Raw genomic sequence first — 21,580 nt, forward strand, 5'->3', positions numbered from 1 at the left:
TCGCCCTGCGGTTAGTTTTCACAAACACCGTTTGACCTTGGGGGATCCGATGGCGGCGTCTGCGCACACAACCACACCGATGATGGCCCAATATCTTGGCATCAAAGAAGAATACCCTGATGCGCTATTGTTCTATCGCATGGGCGATTTTTACGAGTTGTTCTTTGATGATGCGGTTCAAGCGGCCTCTGCTTTGGACATCGCACTTACCAAGCGCGGCAAACACAACGGTGAAGATATCCAGATGTGCGGTGTACCGTTTCATGCAGCCGAAGGATATCTGCTGACACTTATACGCAAGGGGTTTCGCGTTGCCGTGGGCGAACAGCTTGAAAGCCCGGCCGAGGCGAAAAAGCGCGGCCATAAATCTGTCGTCAAGCGTGGTGTCGTGCGGCTAGTCACACCCGGCACATTGACCGAAGACAGCCTGCTAGAAGCACGGCGTAACAACTTTCTCTGCGCCTATAACGAAGTTCGATCGGACGGTGCAATTGCGTGGGTCGATATCTCAACAGGCGAAGTGCGCGTTTTGTCATGCAAACGTTCACGCTTATCCCCTGAATTGGCGCGATTGCTGCCTAAAGAAGTGCTCATCGCCGATGCAATTGAACGCGATTGTGCGGAAATAGTGTCTGATATTGGCGGTGCGCTCACTGTTCTTGGTGCATCAAGTTTCGACAGCACACGGGGTAAAGAGCGGCTAATGGAGGCGTTTGAGGTCGCATCTTTGGACGCTTTCGGCACCTTCAATCGCGCGGAGCTTGGCGCACTTGGCGCCATTATTGATTATCTCGACATCACGCAGAAAGGGAACATGCCCCTGCTGCAACGGCCCATTCGGGAAGACGAAGGGGGCTTGGTTCAGATTGATGCCGCCACCCGCCGAAACCTTGAAATCACGACCAGCATGAACGGCGGGCGTGATGGCACATTGTTGCAAACCATCGACCGCACCGTAACGTCGGCAGGCGGGCGTTTGCTAGAGCGGCGCATCAACGCCCCTTCCCGTGATGTTACCCTGATCAATGACCGCTTGGATGCCGTTGCGCATTTTCTATCTGATCCATTGTTACGTGACACCGTCCGAGAAGCGCTACGCAAATGCCCTGATATTGAGCGCGCCCTATCTCGCATCTCTCTGGACCGGTCTGGACCACGTGACCTTGCTGCTATTCGTAACGGACTTCAACAAGCAGAAGATCTTTTCGCAAACCTGCCTCAAACTGGCCTGCCCACTGATATCGACGCCGCACGCACAGCACTTAGCGGCCACGGCGAACTGGTCGCACTTCTGGATGACGCACTGATCGCTGAGCCACCACTCTTGGCGCGCGATGGCGGATTCATCACAGAAGGATATGATGCTGAGCTGGATGAGACTCGCAAGCTTAGCAATGAGGGCCGAAGCGTGATCGCCTCAATGCAAGCCGATTTTGCTGAGCAAACGGGCATCTCATCGCTCAAAATCAAGCACAACAATGTCTTGGGTTATTTCATTGAAACCACCGCTCTTCACGCTGAAAAAATGCTGTCTGCGCCTTGGTCTGAAACTTTCATCCACCGCCAAACCACAGCAAACGCAGTGCGCTTTACCACCGTGGAACTGTCTGATCTCGAAACGCGCATCCTGAATGCAGGCGGTCGTGCGCTTGAAATCGAAAAGCGGGTCTATTCCAGCCTAACTACCGCGATTTTAGAAACCGCAGCGACAGTTGCCACCACATCAGCTGCACTTGCAGAACTAGATGTGTTTGCTGCGCTAGCCGATATTGCCAGCGGTGAAGGCTGGACCCGACCCACCGTTGACACCACTGGCGCATTTGAAATTGAACAGGGCCGCCACCCGGTTGTTGAAAGGTCGCTCAAGGCGCAAAACGCCGCGTTCGTGGCCAATGATTGCACACTGACCAAATCTGAAAATAACGCTGCCGTTTGGTTGCTAACGGGCCCAAACATGGCGGGTAAATCTACATTCCTGCGCCAAAACGCGCTGATTGCGTTGATGGCACAAATGGGGTCGTTCGTACCCGCTGCCCGCGCGCATATCGGTGCCGTTTCACAACTTTTCAGCCGTGTAGGTGCCTCGGATGATCTGGCGCGCGGCCGCTCAACGTTCATGGTTGAGATGGTCGAAACGGCCGCCATTTTGAACCAAGCTGATGACCGCGCCTTGGTTATTTTGGACGAGATCGGTCGCGGCACAGCAACTTATGACGGCCTATCAATTGCGTGGTCAACGCTGGAATATCTGCACGACCAAAACAAATGCCGCGCATTATTTGCGACCCACTACCATGAAATGACGCAACTTGCAGGCAAGATGGACGGCGTCAGCAATGCGACGGTTGCTGTGCGCGAACATGACGGCGATGTCATCTTTTTACACGAAGTCCGAAAAGGCGCAGCAGACAGGTCTTACGGCGTGCAGGTCGCAAAACTCGCAGGGCTGCCGCCAATGGTCATCGCCCGCGCACAATCAGTTTTAGAGGCACTTGAAAAAGGTGAGCGCGAAGGAACAGCGGGCCAAAAGGCTATCGTTGATGACCTGCCTCTTTTCTCTGCAACACCTGCCAGCCCAGCGCCTACAAAAGAAAAAGCCAACGCAGTTGAAGCCGCGTTGGCTGAAATGTTACCAGATGAGATGTCACCACGGGACGCGCTTGACGCCCTTTACCAACTCAAAGCGTTGACTAAGCCGGCGTAGAAGAAACGCCAACTTGCGCGGGGCGCAACAAACGATCGTGCAGCATAAAGCCCTCGGCCATTACCTGAATGATGTCACCGGCTTTGGTGCCCGGCACAGGCGCTTCAAACATCGCCTCATGGTTTTGCGGATCAAACCGGTCCCCGACTTCAGGTGAAATCACAACGATACCGTGCTTGCCAAAGACGCTGATCAACTCACGCATCGTCAGCTCAATACCCTCAAGCAGCGCTTTGTTCGCCTCGCGCTGTTCGTCAGTCACGGTTTCCAACGCGCGCTTCATGTTGTCATAAACTGGCAACATGTCCCGCGACAGTTTTGAACCGCCGTAATTCTCAGCCTCGCGGCGATCACGATCCGAACGCTTGCGCGCATTTTCAGCATCAGCCAGCGCACGCATGAAGCGATCGCGATAGTCATCACGCTCAGCCTTCAACGCATCACGCTCCAACTCTTCGTCAGAGAAATCGACATCCGCCTCTTGATCCAGCTCCGCCTCAGCTTCTGCCAAATCATCGAGGAAGTTCGTTGGTTCCTGTTCTGCCATATCTTTACCCTTTATCCGCGGTCGGCCATCAGTTTCCCGATTAATTGGGCAGTGTAATCAACGATCGGGACAATACGTCCGTAGTTCAATCGCGTCGGGCCAATGACCCCCACAGCACCAATAATCTTTCGGTCAGCGTTCATATAAGGAGAAACCACCAAAGAGGAACCCGAAAGTGAAAAAAGCTTGTTCTCAGAGCCAATAAAAATACGCACGCCTTCGCCTTCGTCGGTCAACTCTAGAAACTCGGCAATATCACGCTTGCGTTCAAGATCATCAAACAGCGTTTTGATGCGATCCAACTCTGCAGGATCACCACCTTCGTTAATCAAATTGGACCGCCCGCGCACAATAAGACGCTCGCTTGCGGTGCCTTCATTCTCCCAAAGCGCCAGCCCGCTTTCGACCATATCCTTGGCCAGCGTATCAATCTCTTGGCGGCGCTTTGAAATCTCACCGCTGACGACGCGCTGCAACTCTGAAACTGTCCTGCCTTCGGCAACGGCATTTAGAAAGTTGGCAGCTTCTCTCATCGAAGAAGGCGTCTGGCCCATCGGCGGTGTGAACACGCGATTTTCCACCTGACCATCCGCAAACACAAGCACCACCAAAGCCCGATCAGGACCAAGTGAGACAAACTCAATATGCTTGATCGGCGCTTCCGTTTTTGGCGTCAAAACCAGCGATGCGCCCTGCGTTAGACCCGAAAGCGCCCCACCAACGCGGTCCATCAGTGCAGGCACGCCATCAGAATTAGACGACATCGTATTCTTCAAATGGTCACGGTCCACGGCATCAAGATCACGGACCTCAAGTAAACCATCCACAAACATCCGCAAACCAATTTGCGTGGGCACACGACCCGCAGAAATATGCGGACTATCCAACAGACCAAGATGCTCAAGGTCTTGCATGACATTACGAATGGTCGCCGCACTTACCTTTTCCGACATTTCCCGCGTCAGCGTCCGCGACCCAACAGGATCGCCGCTCTCAAGATACGACTGCACAACGCGGCGAAACACTTCGCGCGACCGGTCATTCATATTGTCAAAGGGGCTCTCGATCTCTGTCATAGACGGTAATTTGATCCCCCCCACCCAATGTTGCAAGGGGTTGCGTTCAGTTTGCCACCATGTGATCCAATCTCCAGAAAAACAAAGGATGATATGATGCGCCCCTCCAACCGTGCACTTGATGAAATGCGGTCTATTGAGATCGAAACCAACGTGACCCGCCACGCGGAAGGCAGCTGCCTGATCAAAGTCGGCGATACCCACGTGCTGTGCACCGCATCTGTTGACGAGCGCGTCCCCCCCTTCATCAAAGGATCTGGCCTCGGCTGGGTTACTGCAGAATATGGTATGCTGCCCCGTGCAACACACACACGTATGCGCCGTGAAGCCAAGAATGGACAATCCGGACGCACCCAAGAAATTCAACGCCTAATCGGCCGCAGCCTCCGCGCCGGTGTTGACCGCGTCGCTATGGGCGAGCGTCAAATCACAGTGGACTGCGACGTTATCCAAGCGGACGGTGGCACGCGCTGTGCCTCAATTACGGGTGGTTGGGTTGCACTTTCCTTGGCCGTCCAAAAACTGATGAAAGCAGGCGACATCAAAACAAACCCGCTGATCAGCGCCGTTTCTGCGGTAAGCTGTGGCATCTACGCGGGCCAGCCCGTTCTTGATCTGGACTACCCCGAAGACAGCGAAGCAGGTGTGGACGGTAACTTTGTCATGACTGGCGACGCTGGTCTGATCGAAATCCAGATGTCCGCTGAGGGCTCTATCTTCAGCCGCACACAAATGGATCAACTTCTTGACCTTGCGATCAAAGGAAGCGCTGAGCTAACCAAAGCACAACTAGCGGCGGTAGGTGCATAAATGCGCAAACTCACCGAACCCAAGATCGTCCTCGCCAGCCATAACGCAGGAAAACTGCGCGAAATCTCTGAACTGCTGAAACCTTTTGGTATCGAAGTGGTCTCGGCGGGCGAGCTTGGGCTTGATGAGCCAGAAGAAACGGAAAGCACTTTCCACGGAAACGCCCGCATCAAAGCGCATTATGCCGCCAAAAATGCAGGCCTTCCGGCGCTTTCAGATGACAGCGGCATTACAGTTGACGGCCTTGACGGCGCACCGGGCGTCTACACCGCAGACTGGGCCGAAACGCCAAAAGGCCGCGACTTCCCCCTCGCCATGAGCAAAGTCTGGAACGCACTTGAAGAACGCGACGCCGACTACCCGCGCCTCGCCGCCTTTAACTGCACGCTCTGCATCGCTTGGCCCGACGGACACGACGAAATCTTTGACGGCATAGTCAAAGGCGAAGTCGTCTGGCCAATGCGTGGTGAACACGGGTTTGGCTTTGACCCCATGTTCCAACCCCTTGGTCATTCAGAAACATTCGGCGAAATGGATCCCGCGCAAAAACACGCCATGTCACACCGCGCCGATGCATTCGCAAAACTGATCGCAGGCTGCCTTGACTGAAGACTGGCAAAATGGCGGGTTCGGCCTGTACATTCACTGGCCCTTTTGCAGCGCAAAATGTCCGTACTGTGATTTCAACTCGTACGTTGCGGATAGAATAGACGAAAACCGCTGGGTTAGAGCCTACATTGCGGAAATTGAACGTACAGCTTCACTCACCAAAGGGCGGGTGCTGAATTCAGTCTTCTTTGGCGGCGGCACCCCCAGTTTGATGTCCGTTTCCGCCATTGAACAGATCATCACAGCCGTGCGCGCCAATTGGTCATGCGCAAATACGATCGAAATCACGATGGAGGCGAACCCGACGTCCGTCGAAGCAGGCCGTTTTGTCGGCTACAAAGATGCAGGTGTGAACCGTATTTCAGTTGGCATTCAAAGCCTCAACGATGATGATCTCAAACGCCTCGGCCGCCTTCATACAGTTCGCGAAGGCATCCAAGCCTTTGAACTTGCGTCAAAAACCTTTGAAAAGTGCAGCTTTGATCTCATCTACAGCCGCCAAAATCAAACACTTGCCGATTGGCAATCTGAACTGAAAGAGGCACTCACGATCGCTGCTGGCCACCTTTCAATGTACCAACTAACGATTGAGCCCAATACAGCCTTTGGTGATCGTTATGAAAAAGGCCTGCTAAAGGGACTGCCGACCGAAGACACCGAAGCAGACATGTATTTTGCAACGCAGGAAATCGCTGCAAATGCAGGATATATGTCATATGAAGTGTCTAATTACGCTAAACCGGACCATGAAAGCGCCCACAACCTGATCTATTGGCGCTACGGCGATTACATCGGTATCGGCCCTGGCGCGCATGGAAGGGTAACTCTTAACGGAACCCGCCACGCGACAGAAACGGAATTAAGTCCCCTAAATTGGCTCAAATCAGTCGAACAAAACGCAACAGGCGAAACCACGACCGCCCCGCTATCACGCGAAGAGCAAGGAACAGAATTTCTACTGATGGGCCTGCGATTGGCAGAAGGCGTTTCGCCAACTCGCTATAGCGAAATATCGGGTCTAACACTGCCAGAAACAGCAATTGCCCACCTAGCAGAACTCGGTTTGATCGCTGCAAATGACGACAACTTAGCAGTCACCCCCAAGGGACGACCACTGATTAACGGCATCTTGCGCGAATTGCTTACCGATTAACCCGCAAGCAATCTGCAAAGGTCATCTAGTTGCTCTAAGTCTTTGTATTTAATCACGATTTGGCCACCATCGTTGCCGGGATTGTGGGAAATTGAAACGCCCATCCGCAACTGGGCCGACAATTCGCCTTCAAGCGCGCGCGTATCAGCGTCTTTATCATTAGAGCCACCGCTGCGCCCACCACTCGAACCACCTGATTTGCCCGAGTTAGAGCCGTTTTTAACCAGCTCTTCGGTCTGTCGAACTGACAAACCCTTTGCGATAACAGTCTGTGCAATCTTACTTGGATTATCCGCGCTAATCATTGCGCGTGCGTGACCCATACTCAACGCACCCGTTACCACTTTGTCTTGCACATCGTCAGGAAGGGTCAATAAGCGCAGCAAGTTAGTAATGTGCGACCGGCTTTTCCCCATCGCCTTAGCAACTGCATCTTGTGTATGTCCATGTCTTTGGATCAATTGGTTGTAGGCTAAGGCCTCCTCAACCGCGTTCAGATCAGCGCGCTGAATATTCTCGATGATACCCAACTCGAGTACTTCAGTATCGTTGAAGTCCCGAACGATTACGGGCACTTCATGGATTTGCGCTCTCGCAGCAGCGCGCCAACGCCGCTCACCCGCAACAATCTGATAAGCACCTTTCTGCCCTGTCGTATCCGGACGGACGATCAGCGGCTGAATAATTCCCTTTTCCCGAAGCGAACTTGCCAACTCATCCAAATCACTCTCATCAAACGATTTCCGCGGCTGGTCAGGGTTCGGAAAAATTAGATCAATTGACACTAACGTGGTGCTTTTCACCACATCCTCCGACGGCGTTTCTGATTGCGTAGGAACATCAGCCATCAAAGCAGACAACCCACGGCCCAACCCGCGACCTTTGTTTGGTGACTTACTCATGATCTAAACTCCTTCTTGAGCGCGCTGCCGGCGCAAAAATTCCTTGGTCAGCGCACGATACGCCTGACTCCCGCTCGAACGCGGGTCATATTCTAGAACAGATTGCGCATAAGACGGCGCTTCACTTACACGTACGTTCCGCGGAATAACCGTTTTGAAAACAAGATCTTTCAGTACTTCTCTGGCATCATTTTCGACCTGCTGGGCCAAGTTGTTCCGCTGGTCATGCATCGTCATCACGACACCCTCGATACGCAAGGCGGGGTTAGCTGCTTCACGAACTTCACGGATGGTAATCATCAGCTGAGATAATCCCTCAAGCGCGAAAAACTCACTTTGTAGCGGCACAAGAATGCTATGTGCTGCGACCATTGCGTTAACAGTCAGCAAGTTGAGCGAGGGCGGACAATCAATAATGACATAGTCATAACCAAGTGCAGTCATATCTACTGACCGCAGCACGTCCCGCAGTAAAAAACTACGCTTTTCATTAGAAATAAGCTCTATATCGGCCGAACTGAGATCAGTCGTCGACGCGACAATATCAAGGTTTTCAACAGCCGTCGGAACAATAACCTCGTCAATCGGCGCATTTGAAACAAGAAGATCATACACCGTCTGGGTCGCTTCTTCTTTTTGCACCCCGAGGCCCGTTGTCGCATTTCCTTGTGGATCAAGATCGATCAGCAAAACCGATAGGTGCAGTTCAGACAGCCCTGCGGCGAGGTTAATCGCGGTTGTCGTTTTACCAACCCCCCCCTTTTGATTGGCAACGGCAATAATCTTTGCAGGATCGATATTATGCACGCTTCAACGCCTTAATCTTTACCAGTTTCGCCTCGGGATCGGTTTTGCTTGGGACCAAATCTAACTCAAACGACCACTTATCCCGCACAACTGCAAGCTCCGCTTCAACCGTACGCCCTTTTAAGAACAAATATTCTGTATCACTGTGCCCGTGGGGATGAGCCCAATCAAACAGTACATCAAGGCTTGCGAGAGCTCGGGCTGTTATCACATCCGCAGAAATCGGTTCGAGTGTTTCTATCCGCGCCGTTTCAACCCGGGCATTTAAGGAAAGTTCACGAATACACGTACGAAGAAATGCACACTTTCGGGCATCGCTTTCCACTAAAACCGTGGTTCGTTGGGGCGCGGTCTGAAGAAGATAAATGGCGATCACAATACCAGGTAGACCGCCACCACTTCCGAGGTCTGCTACTGTTTGCGTAATTTCACTGATATGACTGCATATCTGCAAACTATCGTTGATGTGGCGGTCGGACAAAGATTCCAAAGTTGTCGGTGAGACAAGATTGATCTTCGGATTCCACTTACGAATAAGCGCTTCATACGCCTGTAGCCGCTCTGATGTTTCACGTGAAACATCCATTACGCAATCGACTTTCGCTGACTGCTTTTAGCAATAGCCATCAAGATCGATAGACATGCGGGCGTCATACCGTCAATCTTTGCTGCCTTTGCAATGGTCTCTGGCTTTGCCTTCAAAAGCTTATTCTGCATCTCATTGGAAATACCGCTAACCGCCGAGTAGTCAAAGTTAACGTCAAGTGCGGTCTGTTCATCCCTTTTTAAGCCTTCTGCATCTCGGTCTTGCCGAGCAATATAGTGTGCATACATCGCGTCGTTAGAAAGCTGGAGCTGAATATCTGAATCAATACTTTCTACTCCTGCCTCCAACTTTGCAGCACACTCCATATCAAACCCGTTCATCGACAAAAGATCAAACAAAGTACGTTTGGTTCCATCTTGGTTGATTTTCACGCCCGTTTCCGCAACTTGTTTCGGCGTAAAGACCTTTGCAGTCAGAATATCCATCCCAACATTAATGGAGTGTTTTTTCTCATCATAAGAGGCCCAGCGGACCTGTGAAATCAGGCCAAGCTCTTTTCCAAACTCTGTGAGCCGTTGGTCTGCGTTGTCAGCCCTTAGCGAAAGACGATACTCCGCACGAGATGTAAACATTCTATAGGGTTCCAAAACGCCTCTACTCGTTAGATCATCTATCATGACGCCTATATAAGACGTCCGACGGCTGAAAATTACTGGCTCTCTATCCAAAACACTAAGGCCAGCATTTAGGCCTGCGACTAGCCCCTGTGCTGCGGCCTCTTCATATCCTGTAGTTCCATTAATCTGGCCCGCAAAATATAGGCTATTTACGCTTTTCAATTCAAGCGTCTGCTTAAGCGCCCTGGGATCTACATAGTCATACTCGATAGCGTAGCCTAGCTGATGTATTTCTGCGCTCTCAAGTCCCTTAATGGACCTAATGTACTGATACTGAACGTCTTCTGGCAACGACGTCGAAATACCGTTTGGGTAAATCCAGTCACTACTCAGACTTTCTGGCTCAAGGAAGATCTGGTGAGATGTTTTGTCAGCAAAACGAACAACTTTATCTTCAATAGAGGGACAATACCGCGGTCCAACACCATCAATGTGTCCACCGTACATCGCAGATTTATCGAGGTTTTTCGTAATTATGTCGTGTGTGTGTTCATTTGTGTGAGTGATGGCGCAACTAACTTGTTGAGCGGAAACATCTTTTGTCAGAAACGAGAAAAAGGCAGGAACGTCATCCCCAGGCTGAACTTCCAACCCCTCAAAATTTATCGATCCCTTCGCAATTCGAGGAGGTGTGCCTGTTTTTAGGCGTCCAATAGGAAGCCCCAAATTCAAAATACGATCAGCCAGCTTGGTGGAAGCATTCTCTCCCATTCGGCCAGCGCTGTAAGAAACGTCACCGATGTGCACTTTCCCATTCAGGAAGGTTCCGGTTGTCATAACTACCTTTTGAGCAGTGATTTCGGAACCATCACCGAGAACCACACCATTAACGATATCGCCTTGCATCTTCAGGTCAGCAACTTCACCTATTATGATTTCAAGGTTTGGTGTATTCCGTAACTCATGCCTCATAAGCTCCCCATAAAGAAGCCGGTCAACTTGGGCACGTGGCCCTTGGACTGCTGGTCCTTTTCGACGGTTTAGCAAGCGGAATTGGATGCCAGCTTGATCCGAAAGACGCCCAAGAATACCATCAAGCGCATCTATTTCGCGTACAAGATGACCCTTACCCAAACCACCAACTGCAGGATTGCAAGACATTGCACCGATGCCAGCCTCCGTCATTGTAATGAGCGCTGTTGAAACCCCTAACCGTGCAGAAGTTGCCGCCGCTTCAGTACCTGCATGACCTGCGCCGATTACGATTACGTCAAAATGTTTCACGTGAAACACTCCTTACTTTCCAAGACAGAACGACGAAAACACTTTATCCAGTACATCTTCAACATCAACGTGACCGATCAATTGATCAAGTTGTCGTGTTGCTGCGCGTAAATCATCTGCGACCAACTCAACTTCTTGTCCATTTTCCAAGCCAAAAATCGCTGTATCCAAATAGCCCACGGCGTTCGTAATCGCAATCCCGTGCCGTTCTAACGTAGCGACGCCTACCCTTGAAACGCGATCACTTAAAACCGTTCCGATATGGTTAAGGATGCGGTCGATGCCGTGGCCCGTCTTTCCCGACAACCCATTATCATACACACCTTCATCATCTTTAGCCGTCACGATCAAATCATCAGCCGTCATATCGACCGGCTCAACATCATCATTAGGCGTCTTGAGCCAAATGCGCAGGTCAGCAGAGGCAGCGCGATCCAAAGCACGTTCAACACCAATTTTTTCTACACTATCGTCAGTGGCGCGAATGCCCGCCGTATCAAGAATCCGTACTGAATGACCCCGCAGGTCAAGATCAACCTCCAACACATCGCGCGTGGTACCGGCTACATCCGTAACGATAGCTACATCACGTCTGGCTAACGCATTGATAAATGTAGACTTTCCAGCGTTTGGTTGACCAATGATGGCAACCTCAAACCCAGATCTTACACGTTCAGAAACAACTACGCCGCGGGCCTGTGCCTCAAGCTCAGCACGCAATGGCAGCAATATTTCGGACACCTCGGGGAATACATCCACGGGAACTTCTTCGTCGGCAAAATCAATTGTCGCTTGAAGCAGCGCGCCAGCGTGAATTAGCTTTGCACGCCAATCGGCCACTGCTGTTTTCAGATGTCCATTCAAAAGCTTACGCGCTTGGGTTGCTTGGCTTTCTGTCTCTGCGTCAATCAGATCAGCAAGCCCTTCAACTTCTTCAAGCGTCATTCGACCGTTGATCAAAGCACGGCGAGTAAACTCACCCGGTTCAGCCATGCGCATATTTGACAACTGAGAAAGGATTAAAATTGCTTCTTTTTGAATGGCGGGGCTACCATGAAGGTGCAGCTCTACGGTTTCTTCGCCTGTAAAGCTTGCTCCTTTGGCGAAACCCAAAACAAGCGGCGTATCAATTATCTCACCGCCTATTTTATGGAAATCCGCCAAATAAGGCGTCCGCCGATCCGCATTGATTTTAGGCATCACAGGCTTCAAGGCGTCAAAGACACCCTGCCCCGACAGCCGCAGCACACTGACACCCGCACGGCCGACAGCCGTCGCAAAGGCGAAAATAATATCCATTATTCAGCCTCCTTTTTGTAGCGGGTGTTAGCCGTTCATTGAGTCGAAGAAGTCCGCGTTACTCTTTGTTTGCTTAAGTTTTGACAGTAAGAATTCGATGGCGTCCGTCGTTCCCATTGGGTTCAAGATACGACGCAGCACGTAGGTTTTCTGCAGATCAACTTTATCAATCAACAGGTCTTCCTTACGTGTACCTGATTTCAGAATATCCATCGCTGGGAAGACGCGTTTATCTGCGACTTTACGATCAAGCACGATTTCAGAGTTACCTGTGCCTTTGAATTCTTCAAAGATCACTTCGTCCATCCGCGACCCAGTATCAATCAAGGCCGTTGAGATGATGGTCAAAGAACCACCTTCTTCGATATTCCGCGCAGCACCGAAGAACCGTTTAGGGCGTTGAAGCGCGTTGGCATCCACACCACCGGTCAAAACTTTACCAGAGGAAGGAACAACGGTGTTGAACGCGCGTCCAAGACGAGTGATCGAGTCGAGAAGGATCACAACGTCGCGTTTATGCTCAACAAGGCGTTTCGCCTTTTCGATAACCATTTCTGACACAGCAACGTGGCGCGTTGCAGGTTCATCAAACGTTGAGGATACAACCTCGCCCTTCACGGAGCGCTGCATGTCCGTAACTTCTTCTGGGCGTTCATCAATCAAAAGGACGATCAAATAGCATTCTGGGTGGTTTTTCTCGATGCTGGTCGCGATGTTTTGGAGCAGAACCGTTTTGCCCGTGCGCGGAGGCGCCACGATCAACGAACGTTGGCCCTTACCAATTGGCGCAACCAAGTCGATAATCCGCGCAGAGCGATCCTTGCTTGCTGTTGGGTCCTCGAGTTCCATTTTCAGACGCTCATCAGGGTAGAGCGGTGTCAGGTTTTCAAATGCAACTTTGTGGCGCGCTTTTTCGGGCTCTTCAAAATTGATTTGTTGAATGCTTGTTAGTGCAAAGTAACGCTCGTTATCACCAGGGGCACGCATGACGCCTGTAATCGTATCACCTGTGCGCAGCGAATATTGGCGGATCATGTCAGGTGAGACGTAAATATCATCCGGACCCGGCAGATAGTTTGCCTCGGTTGATCGAAGAAAACCAAATCCGTCCTGAAGCACTTCCATGACGCCGTCACCGCTGATTTCCCAGCCGTCTTCCGCCCGCTCCTTCAGAATCGAGAACATCATATCCCCTTTGCGCATCGTCGATGCGTTTTCGATCTCAAGCTCTTCAGCCAAAGACAGGAGGTTTTTTGGGCTTTGAGCTTTCAGCTCAGCCAATGACAGACGCTCTTGGGTCATACTTTCACCGTCATGCGTTGGAACGCATTATTTTAAAGGAGTTAAAGTGTTCGGATGAACACTTAAGCCGTAGCTAACATGAGTGGGTTAGTCAAACTTCGATTTGAGAGGTTCAATGCTTCTTCTAATAATAAGAAAGATTAAAAATTGATGATGATGGAGTGTTAAGAATATCTGTGGATTACTTTTTATCCAATTCTTTATCCACAGTGTATCGGTAGATTTACACCTAAATATATTTAGATAGTTGTATTAAATCAATATGTTGAGCATATCTTTACGTCTTGTTAATTAACGTAAAGCAAAATTATCCACAGCGTAGATTCGACACATTTATCCTTTCCACAGGCGTATAAAATCGGCAAATTGTCGTGGAATTGTGCTATGTCCTGCTGTGATGGGAATGGTGCTGAAATCTCACGGTGACTGTCCTTAAGGCATTCATTGGTTTGTCCAAAAGGTTATCCACATCTCTTTTTCACTTACACTCGCTTCGTCCTCGAAAATTCGGGCTCAGCTGCTCGAAAACGCGGGCATTCCTGTAACGATTCGACCTATGCCCATTGATGAGGAGCTGATCAAAGGCGCGATGGTTGCCGAAGGCGCACCCCCACGGGATGTCGCGGATGCGCTGGCTGAAATGAAAGCGCGGCGATTGTCAGATAAAGGACATGAGGGGCCGATTTTGGGCTGTGATCAGGTTCTGGACTTCAAAGGCGCTATTTATTCAAAGCCGACCTCACCAGATGATGCGCGTGCGCAGTTGCGGGCATTGTCAGCACAGGTTCATTATTTGCATACGGCGGCTTGTTTATATCAGGATGGCAAACCCGCGTGGCGGCATGTTTCACGTGTAACGTTGCGCATGCGGCAATTGAGTGATGCCTATATTGATGCCTACGTTGAGCGGAATTGGGATGACATTCAGCATACGGTTGGGTGTTACATGCTTGAGGCGGAAGGTGCGCGACTGTTTTCTCAGGTGCAGGGCGATTACTTTGCGGTGTTAGGCCTGCCTTTGGTGGAGCTTTTGTCGTTCTTAACCTTGCGCGGAGATATTGACGGATGAGTGGAAAACTACGGCTTGCGGGTGTCATTGGGCATCCAATTTCGCATTCAAAATCACCGCGTTTGCATGGGCATTGGCTAAAGCGTTACGGGATTGATGGGCATTATATTCCGATGAACGTCGCACCGGATGATTTGGCATGTACGATAGAATTACTCCCCCGACTTGGGTTTGCGGGGATTAACGTGACGCTGCCACATAAAGAGACTGTGATGGCTTTGTGTGATGAAATTACACCCCGCGCTAAGGCTGTTGGCGCTGTTAATACTGTTATTTTTCAAGAAGATGGCAGTGTTTTGGGTGATAACACTGATGGCTACGGTTTTATGGCTAACCTGTACGCTGGCGCGCCTAACTGGCGGGCTGACACGGGTCCAGCGGTGGTTCTGGGCGCTGGCGGGGCGGCACGTGGTGTTGTCGCGGCGCTACTTGATGCTGGTGCGCCACAGATCATCTTGAGCAACCGAACTGCTGAGCGGGCTACTGCGCTTCAGTCAGAATTTGGCGCACGGGTTGTGGTTTCTGCGTGGGATGACGTTGGTGATGCTATCAAGGGCGCGAACCTGCTGGTAAACACGACCTCGCTTGGGATGGACGGCCAGCCCGCCCTGCCCGTTTCGCTTGATCATTTGGGACCTGAGACGCTTGTGACAGATATTGTCTACGCCCCTTTGAAAACCCAACTTTTGATTGATGCAGCTGCGCGTGGATGTGCCGTTGTTGACGGGCTTGGAATGTTGCTGCATCAAGCTGCCCCCGGTTTTGAGGCGTGGTTTGGTCAAAAACCGATTGTGGATGACGAACTGCGCGACGCTGTTTTGTCATGACATTTGTCATAGGCCTGACTGGCTCAATTGGCATGGGCAAATCGACCACGGCGAAGATGTTTGCCAAGCGTTATATACCTGTGTGGGATGCGGATGCGGCGGTGCACCGGATTTATCAAAGCGGCGGTGGTGAATTGGCGACCGCGTTCCCGCAAGCGGTGAGAAACGGGATGATAGAGCGTGAATTATTACGCGAGATCATCCATCAAGATCAGACAGCACTAGCAAAGATTGAGGCGATCATTCATCCGCAAGTTGCCGCCGACCGCGCGCGATTTATTGAGGCCTCTAAAAGTGAGATCGTGCTGGTAGATGTGCCTTTGCTTTTTGAAACAGGTGCCGATGACAGTGTTGATGCGATTGTTGTTGTAAGCGCGCCAAATGACGTTCAGCGCGATCGTGTTTTAGCGCGCGACGGCATGACAGAAACGCTTTTCGATACTATCCTATCAAAACAAATGCCAGATGCCGAAAAGCGCGCAAAAGCGGATTACGTTATTGAGACAACTTCGCTAGATGCTGCTGAGGCGGCTGTTGATGCGATTTTGGCCAAGATTAAGCGGGAGTTAAGCGATGCGTGAGATCGTTTTGGATACGGAAACCACTGGTTTTGAGCCTGCCGAGGGCGACCGCATTGTTGAAATTGGTGCGGTAGAGCTGTGGAACCACATGCCGACGGGCAAGACCTATCACCAGTATATCAATCCGGAACGCTCAATGCCCCAAGGGGCGTTTGAGGTGCACGGGCTCGGCGATGATTTTCTGCGTGATAAGCCAGTTTTCAAGGATATTGCGCAGGATTTTGTTGATTTTGTCGGTACCGATGTAATGGTCATTCATAACGCGGCGTTCGATATGAAGTTCTTGAATGCAGAGTTGGGTTGGCTTGGGCGCCCTGCTCTACCGATGTCGCAATCGCTTGATACGCTGGCAATTGCGCGTAAGCGTTTCCCAGGCTCGCCTGCTTCGCTTGATGCGCTGTGCCGCCGTTTCAACATCGATAACTCGTCGCGGACTTTGCACGGAGCGTTGCTTGATAGTGAAATTTTGGCGGAAGTTTATCTTGAACTTATCGGCGGCAAGCAGCCGGATTTCGCGCTAAGTACCAACTCAAACAACGCATCTTCGGATCAAACCGCTGAATGGCGTCCTTCACGCCGTCCGACGCCGTTGCCATCACGGCTAACTGAAAAAGAAAACGCCGCCCACGCCGAATTTCTCGACAATATGGGCGGCGCAGTGCTTTGGCGATCTGAGACTTAGGTTATTAAGAAACAGTCGCGTTCTTTGCTTCTGCTTCAGCGCGGCGTGTAAGCTCTGCGCGGTAAAGCTGAAGGAAATCAATGGTTTCAAGGTTAAGTGGTGGGAAGCCACCATCACGAGTGACGTCGCTAACAACGCGGCGCACAAACGGGAACAGCATCCGTGGGCATTCGATCAGCAAGAACGGGTGAAGCTGGTCTTCTGGCACGTTTTCGATCTGGAAAACGCCGCCGTACTCAAGCTCCATCAAGAACAGCGCCGCTTCTGAAGCTTTTTCATTTGATTTGATCATCAGTTTAATGATGACCTCAAACTGGTTCTCAACAGTACGCTTTTTCGCGTCGATATTCACTTGAACAGAAACGTCTGGGGTTACATCGCCTGCGCCGCCTTTTTGAACGAGAATGTTCTCAAATGACATGTCGCGGATGTATTGCGCCAGCACGGACATTTTGATGCCTGCGGGTGCTTCTTGTGCGGGGGTTTCGTCAGCCATGGGGCATCTCCAATTAACTTATACTCGCAGTTTCGTAACAGGTCGGGGCAGGGGCCTCAATCCGTTAGTGTTTGGTCCACCCTGACGGTCCAGAAGGTTGATTTGCAGGTGGGGGTACCTCCTCAAAGTCACCATCAATGGTTGTTCCACCGGCTGTATTATGGTGGGGCTGGCGGGCCCGCGTGTTTGAAAAGCTTTGTACTTTGATCCGCGATTTGAGTGCGGAAAATACAGATGTGCGCACAGCGGGAATGAGCAATGCAAAGCCAACAGCATCAGTGAAAAAGCCGGGCGTGAGCAGGAGCGCGCCAGAGAACAGGATCATCGCGCCGTGGGCCAGCGGTTCTGTAGGGTCGTTCAGGTTTTCAAAGCTGCCGCGGACTTGTGACAGAGCAAGCGCGCCTTGTTGCCGCACCAATGCGGTTCCTAGAAGTGCTGTGATGACCACAATAAGTAGCGTTGGCCAAAGGCCAAGCCAGCCACCGATCTGAATAAACAGGCCAATTTCTATCAGCGGCACCGCTAGAAATGCCAAAAAGAGCCACATGGTTAAGATCCTTTTCATAACTTTACGCCAAGACCACAAACTAGGTGCGGTGAGTGGACTTGATCCTATGCCTGCCCTACATAAGTGCGAGTTAAGTAATTTTCCACGCCCCCAACGCCAGAGGCTTTCATGAACAGCTCACTCGTCCAACTTTTGGTCCTTGCCGGCATTGCCATCTTTTTGGTTTTGCGTCTGAAAAACGTGCTTGGCACACGTGAGGGTTTTGAAAAGCCACCAGAGGCTGTGCAAGATAGCACACCCGTGCGCCGTGAGTTTGAGGTGATCGAAGGCGGACCTGACCGTGATATCACGGATCATGCCGAAGAAGGTAGCGCCCAAGCTGATGCATTGGCGCAAATGAAGGCTGCTGATCCAAGCTTTAGCGTGAACGAGTTTTTGGGCGGGGCCAGTGGTGCCTATGAGATGATCTTGATGGCGTTTGAGGCTGGCGACATGGACGGCATCAAGGGGTTCTTATCAGATGATGTTTTCGAAAGCTTTAATAGCGTTGTCAAAATGCGCGAAGAGCAGGGGCTTTCTGTAGACGCCACTTTTGTTGGTGTCCGTGAGATGCGTTTGAAGGATGCGACGTACAACGCCTCTACGACCGAAGGCGAAGTAACGGTGAAATTCGTGGCCGAGCTTACTTCAGTTGTGACGAATGCTGAGGGTGAAGTGGTTGAAGGCAGCGCCAAAGAGATCAAACGCCAGAAAGACACATGGACGTTTGCACGCGTGATGTCGTCAGACGATCCAAACTGGCAACTGGTAGCGACTGGCGAATAAACGTAGATGGGCGCGGTAAATTTGAAGTGGCAAAGAAACCCAAAGGCTTAACTTCTGACGACCGCTCCATTTGGCAGCGTGTCGCAGAAACAGCTGTGCCAATTCAACATGCGCCCGTCAGTAGGCCCGCTGACAAAAAGCCCCCAAAGAAAATCCGTGCCGAGCAGCACCCCGCGATTTCCCACTTCAAGGTCGGTGTGCGGGCGGCTCCTTTGCCGCGAAAGCATGACATTCAAAAGGATATCCGGCAGCAGGTCGCCGAAGCCCCTGTAAACATGGATCGAAAGTCGTTTCAGAACCTGCGGCGCGGTAAGTTAAAGCCCGAGGGGCGGATCGACCTGCATGGGATGACGCTTGCAGAAGCCCACCCTGCATTAATAGGGTTTGTGATGTCGTCTCATCGCGCTGGGAAGCGGTTGGTTTTGGTGATCACAGGCAAAGGCAAACACAAAGACGAGGGCGGCCCGATGCCTGTCCGCATGGGCGTTCTTCGTCATCAGGTGCCTGAATGGCTGCGCATGGCGCCCGTTGCATCGCTTGTTTTGCAGGTCAGCGAAGCCCACTTAAAACACGGTGGTGGCGGCGCATATTATGTTTATCTACGGCGCAAACGTTAAAGCACGTAGCGGCTGAGGTCTGTTGAACGAGATAACTCGCCTAAGTGTTTCTCAACAAACGCAGCGTCCACAGTTATTTCATCACCACCGCGGTCAGATGCCGTGAAGGAAAGTTCTTCAAACACCCGCTCCAGCACAGTGTAGAGCCTGCGCGCCCCGATATTTTCGACGCTTTCGTTCACTTCCGCAGCAATTTTGGCTAGGGCAGCAATACCTTCGGCCGTGAACGAAACAGTCACATTTTCTGTTGCCATTAAGGCGGTGTACTGACGGGTAAGCGCGTTGTCTGTTTCTGTCAGTATGCGTACAAAATCGCTCTCAGTTAGCGCGCGTAATTCAACGCGAATAGGTAAGCGGCCCTGCAATTCAGGTAGCAGATCAGAGGGCTTAGCAATGTGAAATGCGCCAGATGCGATAAATAGAATATGATCGGTTTTTACGGGCCCATGTTTTGTCGAGACTGTCGTGCCTTCGATGAGCGGCAGCAAGTCGCGTTGAACGCCTTCGCGGCTGACATCACCGCTTCTTGTTTCGCTTTTGGCGCAGACTTTATCGATCTCGTCCAGAAAAACGATCCCGCTGGACGAGACTGCCTCAAGCGCGGTTTGTGTCACTGTCTCATCGTCCAACAGTTTGTCTGCCTCTTCGCCAATGAGCACGTCATAGCTTTCGGCTACTGTCATTTTCCGACGTTCGGTGCGGCCTGCAAATGCTTTGCCGAACAAGTCGCCAAGGTTCATCATTTGGCCGCCACCGGGTTGTCCAGGAATATCCATTGATGGCATTTGTGGCATCGGTGCAGCCACGTCGAGCTCAATCACAGTGTCGTCAAGCTCACCGGCGATGAGTTTTTTGCGGAACATTTCGCGTGTGCCGCTTCTTGCATCTTCACCGGCGATTGCAGTGATTACACGCTCTTCGGCGGACTTCATTGCCTTTGATTTAACTTCGTCGCGCATTGTTTCGCGAGTAAGGGTGATCGCGCTGTCCACAAGATCGCGGATGATCTGCTCAACATCACGACCGACATAGCCGACTTCGGTAAACTTTGTAGCTTCAACTTTGATGAAAGGCGCATTTGCGAGCTTGGCGAGGCGGCGGCTAATCTCAGTCTTGCCGACACCAGTCGGCCCGATCATCAGGATGTTTTTGGGATACACCTCATCGCGTAAATCATCAGGCAATTGTTGTCTGCGCCACCGGTTGCGCATTGCAACAGCAACGGCGCGTTTTGCGTCTGCTTGGCCAATGATGAAACGATCGAGTTCTGCAACAATCTGTGGGGGCGTTAAGTCAGTCATGATTTTATCGTCTCGATCGTGAGGTTTCCGTTGGTGTAAACACAGATATCTGCGGCAATTGCCATCGCGCGTTTCGCAATTTCTTCCGCGTCATGATCACTATCCATAAGCGCGCGACCGGCGGACAGAGCGTAGTTACCACCGGATCCGATTGCAGTGATGTCATGCTCAGGTTCAAGAACGTCACCTGCGCCTGTAATGACAAACAAGTCGGTTCCGTCTGACACAATTAGCATTGCCTCAAGTTTCTGGAGATATTTGTCCGTGCGCCAGTCTTTCGCGAGCTCAACTGATGCGCGGGCTAGCTGGCCTGGCGTTGCTTCAAGTTTCGCCTCTAGTCGCTCAAGCAATGTAAACGCATCAGCGGTTGAGCCCGCAAAGCCTGCAACCACATCATACCCACCCGGAGAAAGGCGGCGGACTTTGCGCGCGGTCCCTTTCATCACGGTCTGGCCAACGCTTACCTGACCATCGCCTGCAATGACGACCTTGCCGCCTTTGCGAACGCCGATGATTGTGGTGCCGTGCCAGCCCGGAAAATCTGAGTTGCTCATGTTTGCGCTCCCGCTTTTGTGCGTGGAAATAATATGGTTGCCGGCCGAGTGTTTCACAAGGCGATGTGCGTACGAAAAAAGGCGCACCTTGCTTGGCACGCCTTTGTTTTTCGTCTGGCCGCGTCTGTTAGATGGATTCTTCAATCCAGCTTTGCAGCGCTGCTTTTGGTGCCGCGCCGTTGCGGTTTGAAACAACTTCGCCGTCTTTGAAAACGAACAGAGCAGGAATGCCGCGAACACCCATTTGTGCGGCTGCATTCGGGTTGCTGTCTACATCGACCTTCACGATTTTTACTTTGCCGTCCATTTCGGCGGAAAGTTCTTCAAGTGATGGGCCGATTTGTTTGCAGGGGCCGCACCATTCTGCCCAGAAATCTACTACAACGGGGATGTCTGAATTGCGGACTTCTGCGTCAAATGTGTCGTCTGTTGCTGCAACGGTAGCCATTGGGTCTCTCCTTGA

General features: G+C 51.5%; 23 protein-coding genes. 10 read left to right on the plus strand and 13 right to left on the minus strand.

The window, feature by feature from the left end; genetic code table 11:
• Positions 1-49 precede the first annotated feature (49 nt).
• Complete coding sequence (gene mutS / locus OLX08_RS07930; RefSeq protein ID WP_391483212.1) at positions 50-2,704, plus strand: DNA mismatch repair protein MutS; 2,655 nt, start codon at positions 50-52, stop codon at positions 2,702-2,704.
• Here the strand turns inward: mutS and OLX08_RS07935 are convergent.
• Together OLX08_RS07935 and hrcA are read right to left on the minus strand one after the other, a co-directional pair.
• Positions 2,691-3,251: a nucleotide exchange factor GrpE gene (locus tag OLX08_RS07935; protein ID WP_391480791.1), complete on the minus strand. Its 561-nt coding sequence runs from the start codon at positions 3,249-3,251 to the stop codon at positions 2,691-2,693. The genes mutS and OLX08_RS07935 overlap by 14 nt on opposite strands.
• Before the next feature lie 11 nt (positions 3,252-3,262).
• Positions 3,263-4,327, minus strand: a complete 1,065-nt coding sequence (hrcA, locus tag OLX08_RS07940; RefSeq protein ID WP_391480792.1) for a heat-inducible transcriptional repressor HrcA — start codon at positions 4,325-4,327, stop codon at positions 3,263-3,265.
• 96 nt (positions 4,328-4,423) lie between these two features.
• Between hrcA and rph the strand changes: the two genes are divergently transcribed.
• The 3 genes from rph to hemW are packed head-to-tail and all read left to right on the plus strand — an operon-like array spanning position 4,424 to position 6,899.
• On the plus strand, positions 4,424-5,137 hold the full coding sequence (gene rph / locus OLX08_RS07945; protein ID WP_391483214.1) for a ribonuclease PH: 714 nt from the start codon (positions 4,424-4,426) through the stop codon (positions 5,135-5,137).
• On the plus strand, positions 5,138-5,746 hold the full coding sequence (gene rdgB / locus OLX08_RS07950) for an RdgB/HAM1 family non-canonical purine NTP pyrophosphatase (RefSeq protein ID WP_391480794.1): 609 nt from the start codon (positions 5,138-5,140) through the stop codon (positions 5,744-5,746).
• Positions 5,739-6,899 (plus strand): radical SAM family heme chaperone HemW, encoded by a 1,161-nt coding sequence (gene hemW / locus OLX08_RS07955; RefSeq protein ID WP_391480795.1) that lies wholly within the window; start codon positions 5,739-5,741, stop codon positions 6,897-6,899. Before rdgB ends, hemW begins: the two co-directional genes overlap by 8 nt.
• Here the strand turns inward: hemW and OLX08_RS07960 are convergent.
• Genes OLX08_RS07960 through rho form a run of 6 tightly spaced genes read right to left on the minus strand, consistent with a single transcriptional unit; the run spans position 6,896 to position 13,657 of the window.
• Positions 6,896-7,801, minus strand: coding sequence for a ParB/RepB/Spo0J family partition protein (locus tag OLX08_RS07960; protein ID WP_391480796.1), 906 nt, complete (start codon positions 7,799-7,801; stop codon positions 6,896-6,898). The two genes, hemW and OLX08_RS07960, sit on opposite strands and share 4 nt — an antisense overlap.
• A gap of 3 nt (positions 7,802-7,804) precedes the next feature.
• Positions 7,805-8,608: a ParA family protein gene (locus tag OLX08_RS07965; RefSeq protein ID WP_391480797.1), complete on the minus strand. Its 804-nt coding sequence runs from the start codon at positions 8,606-8,608 to the stop codon at positions 7,805-7,807.
• Positions 8,601-9,194 (minus strand): 16S rRNA (guanine(527)-N(7))-methyltransferase RsmG, encoded by a 594-nt coding sequence (gene rsmG / locus OLX08_RS07970; RefSeq protein WP_391480798.1) that lies wholly within the window; start codon positions 9,192-9,194, stop codon positions 8,601-8,603. Before rsmG ends, OLX08_RS07965 begins: the two co-directional genes overlap by 8 nt.
• The gene (gene mnmG, locus OLX08_RS07975) at positions 9,194-11,065 is read right to left on the minus strand and encodes a tRNA uridine-5-carboxymethylaminomethyl(34) synthesis enzyme MnmG (protein ID WP_391480799.1); all 1,872 of its coding nucleotides are present in this window, start codon (positions 11,063-11,065) and stop codon (positions 9,194-9,196) included. The genes rsmG and mnmG overlap by 1 nt, the downstream gene beginning before the upstream one ends.
• 3 nt (positions 11,066-11,068) lie before the next feature.
• On the minus strand, positions 11,069-12,355 hold the full coding sequence (gene mnmE, locus OLX08_RS07980; protein ID WP_391480800.1) for a tRNA uridine-5-carboxymethylaminomethyl(34) synthesis GTPase MnmE: 1,287 nt from the start codon (positions 12,353-12,355) through the stop codon (positions 11,069-11,071).
• A 27-nt stretch (positions 12,356-12,382) separates the two neighbouring features.
• Entirely contained in the window at positions 12,383-13,657 is a 1,275-nt protein-coding gene (gene rho / locus OLX08_RS07985; protein ID WP_048598560.1) for a transcription termination factor Rho, read from the minus strand.
• Positions 13,658-14,126: 469 nt separating this feature from the next.
• Between rho and OLX08_RS07990 the strand changes: the two genes are divergently transcribed.
• Genes OLX08_RS07990 through dnaQ form a run of 4 tightly spaced genes read left to right on the plus strand, consistent with a single transcriptional unit; the run spans position 14,127 to position 16,816 of the window.
• The gene (locus OLX08_RS07990) at positions 14,127-14,726 is read left to right on the plus strand and encodes a Maf family protein (RefSeq protein ID WP_391483216.1); all 600 of its coding nucleotides are present in this window, start codon (positions 14,127-14,129) and stop codon (positions 14,724-14,726) included.
• Positions 14,723-15,553 carry a shikimate dehydrogenase gene (locus tag OLX08_RS07995; RefSeq protein ID WP_391480802.1) on the plus strand — a complete coding sequence of 277 codons (831 nt, stop codon included), beginning with the start codon at positions 14,723-14,725 and terminating at the stop codon, positions 15,551-15,553. Before OLX08_RS07990 ends, OLX08_RS07995 begins: the two co-directional genes overlap by 4 nt.
• Complete coding sequence (gene coaE, locus OLX08_RS08000; protein WP_391480803.1) at positions 15,550-16,134, plus strand: dephospho-CoA kinase; 585 nt, start codon at positions 15,550-15,552, stop codon at positions 16,132-16,134. The genes OLX08_RS07995 and coaE overlap by 4 nt, the downstream gene beginning before the upstream one ends.
• Positions 16,127-16,816, plus strand: coding sequence for a DNA polymerase III subunit epsilon (gene dnaQ, locus OLX08_RS08005; protein WP_391480805.1), 690 nt, complete (start codon positions 16,127-16,129; stop codon positions 16,814-16,816). The genes coaE and dnaQ overlap by 8 nt, the downstream gene beginning before the upstream one ends.
• 4 nt (positions 16,817-16,820) lie before the next feature.
• On the opposite strand, the gene secB is transcribed toward dnaQ, so the two are convergent.
• Together secB and OLX08_RS08015 are read right to left on the minus strand one after the other, a co-directional pair.
• Positions 16,821-17,312, minus strand: a complete 492-nt coding sequence (gene secB / locus OLX08_RS08010) for a protein-export chaperone SecB (RefSeq protein ID WP_391480806.1) — start codon at positions 17,310-17,312, stop codon at positions 16,821-16,823.
• A 64-nt stretch (positions 17,313-17,376) separates the two neighbouring features.
• Complete coding sequence (locus OLX08_RS08015; protein ID WP_391480808.1) at positions 17,377-17,859, minus strand: FxsA family protein; 483 nt, start codon at positions 17,857-17,859, stop codon at positions 17,377-17,379.
• A 129-nt stretch (positions 17,860-17,988) separates the two neighbouring features.
• On the opposite strand from OLX08_RS08015, the gene OLX08_RS08020 reads away from it, so the two are divergent.
• Positions 17,989-18,645, plus strand: a complete 657-nt coding sequence (locus OLX08_RS08020; RefSeq protein WP_391480809.1) for a Tim44/TimA family putative adaptor protein — start codon at positions 17,989-17,991, stop codon at positions 18,643-18,645.
• A 26-nt stretch (positions 18,646-18,671) separates the two neighbouring features.
• Positions 18,672-19,262 carry a Smr/MutS family protein gene (locus OLX08_RS08025; protein WP_391480811.1) on the plus strand — a complete coding sequence of 197 codons (591 nt, stop codon included), beginning with the start codon at positions 18,672-18,674 and terminating at the stop codon, positions 19,260-19,262.
• Here OLX08_RS08025 and hslU read toward each other — a convergent pair.
• The 3 genes from hslU to trxA form a co-directional block, all read right to left on the minus strand.
• Positions 19,259-20,563, minus strand: coding sequence for an ATP-dependent protease ATPase subunit HslU (hslU, locus tag OLX08_RS08030; RefSeq protein WP_391480813.1), 1,305 nt, complete (start codon positions 20,561-20,563; stop codon positions 19,259-19,261). The genes OLX08_RS08025 and hslU overlap by 4 nt on opposite strands.
• Complete coding sequence (hslV, locus tag OLX08_RS08035) at positions 20,560-21,117, minus strand: ATP-dependent protease subunit HslV (RefSeq protein ID WP_334066816.1); 558 nt, start codon at positions 21,115-21,117, stop codon at positions 20,560-20,562. The genes hslU and hslV overlap by 4 nt, the downstream gene beginning before the upstream one ends.
• Positions 21,118-21,244: 127 nt before the next feature.
• Entirely contained in the window at positions 21,245-21,565 is a 321-nt protein-coding gene (gene trxA, locus OLX08_RS08040; protein WP_048598570.1) for a thioredoxin, read from the minus strand.
• Positions 21,566-21,580 lie beyond the last annotated feature (15 nt).

Source organism: Nereida ignava, assembly GCF_047114695.1.
GTDB classification, from domain to species: Bacteria; Pseudomonadota; Alphaproteobacteria; order Rhodobacterales; family Rhodobacteraceae; genus Nereida; species Nereida ignava.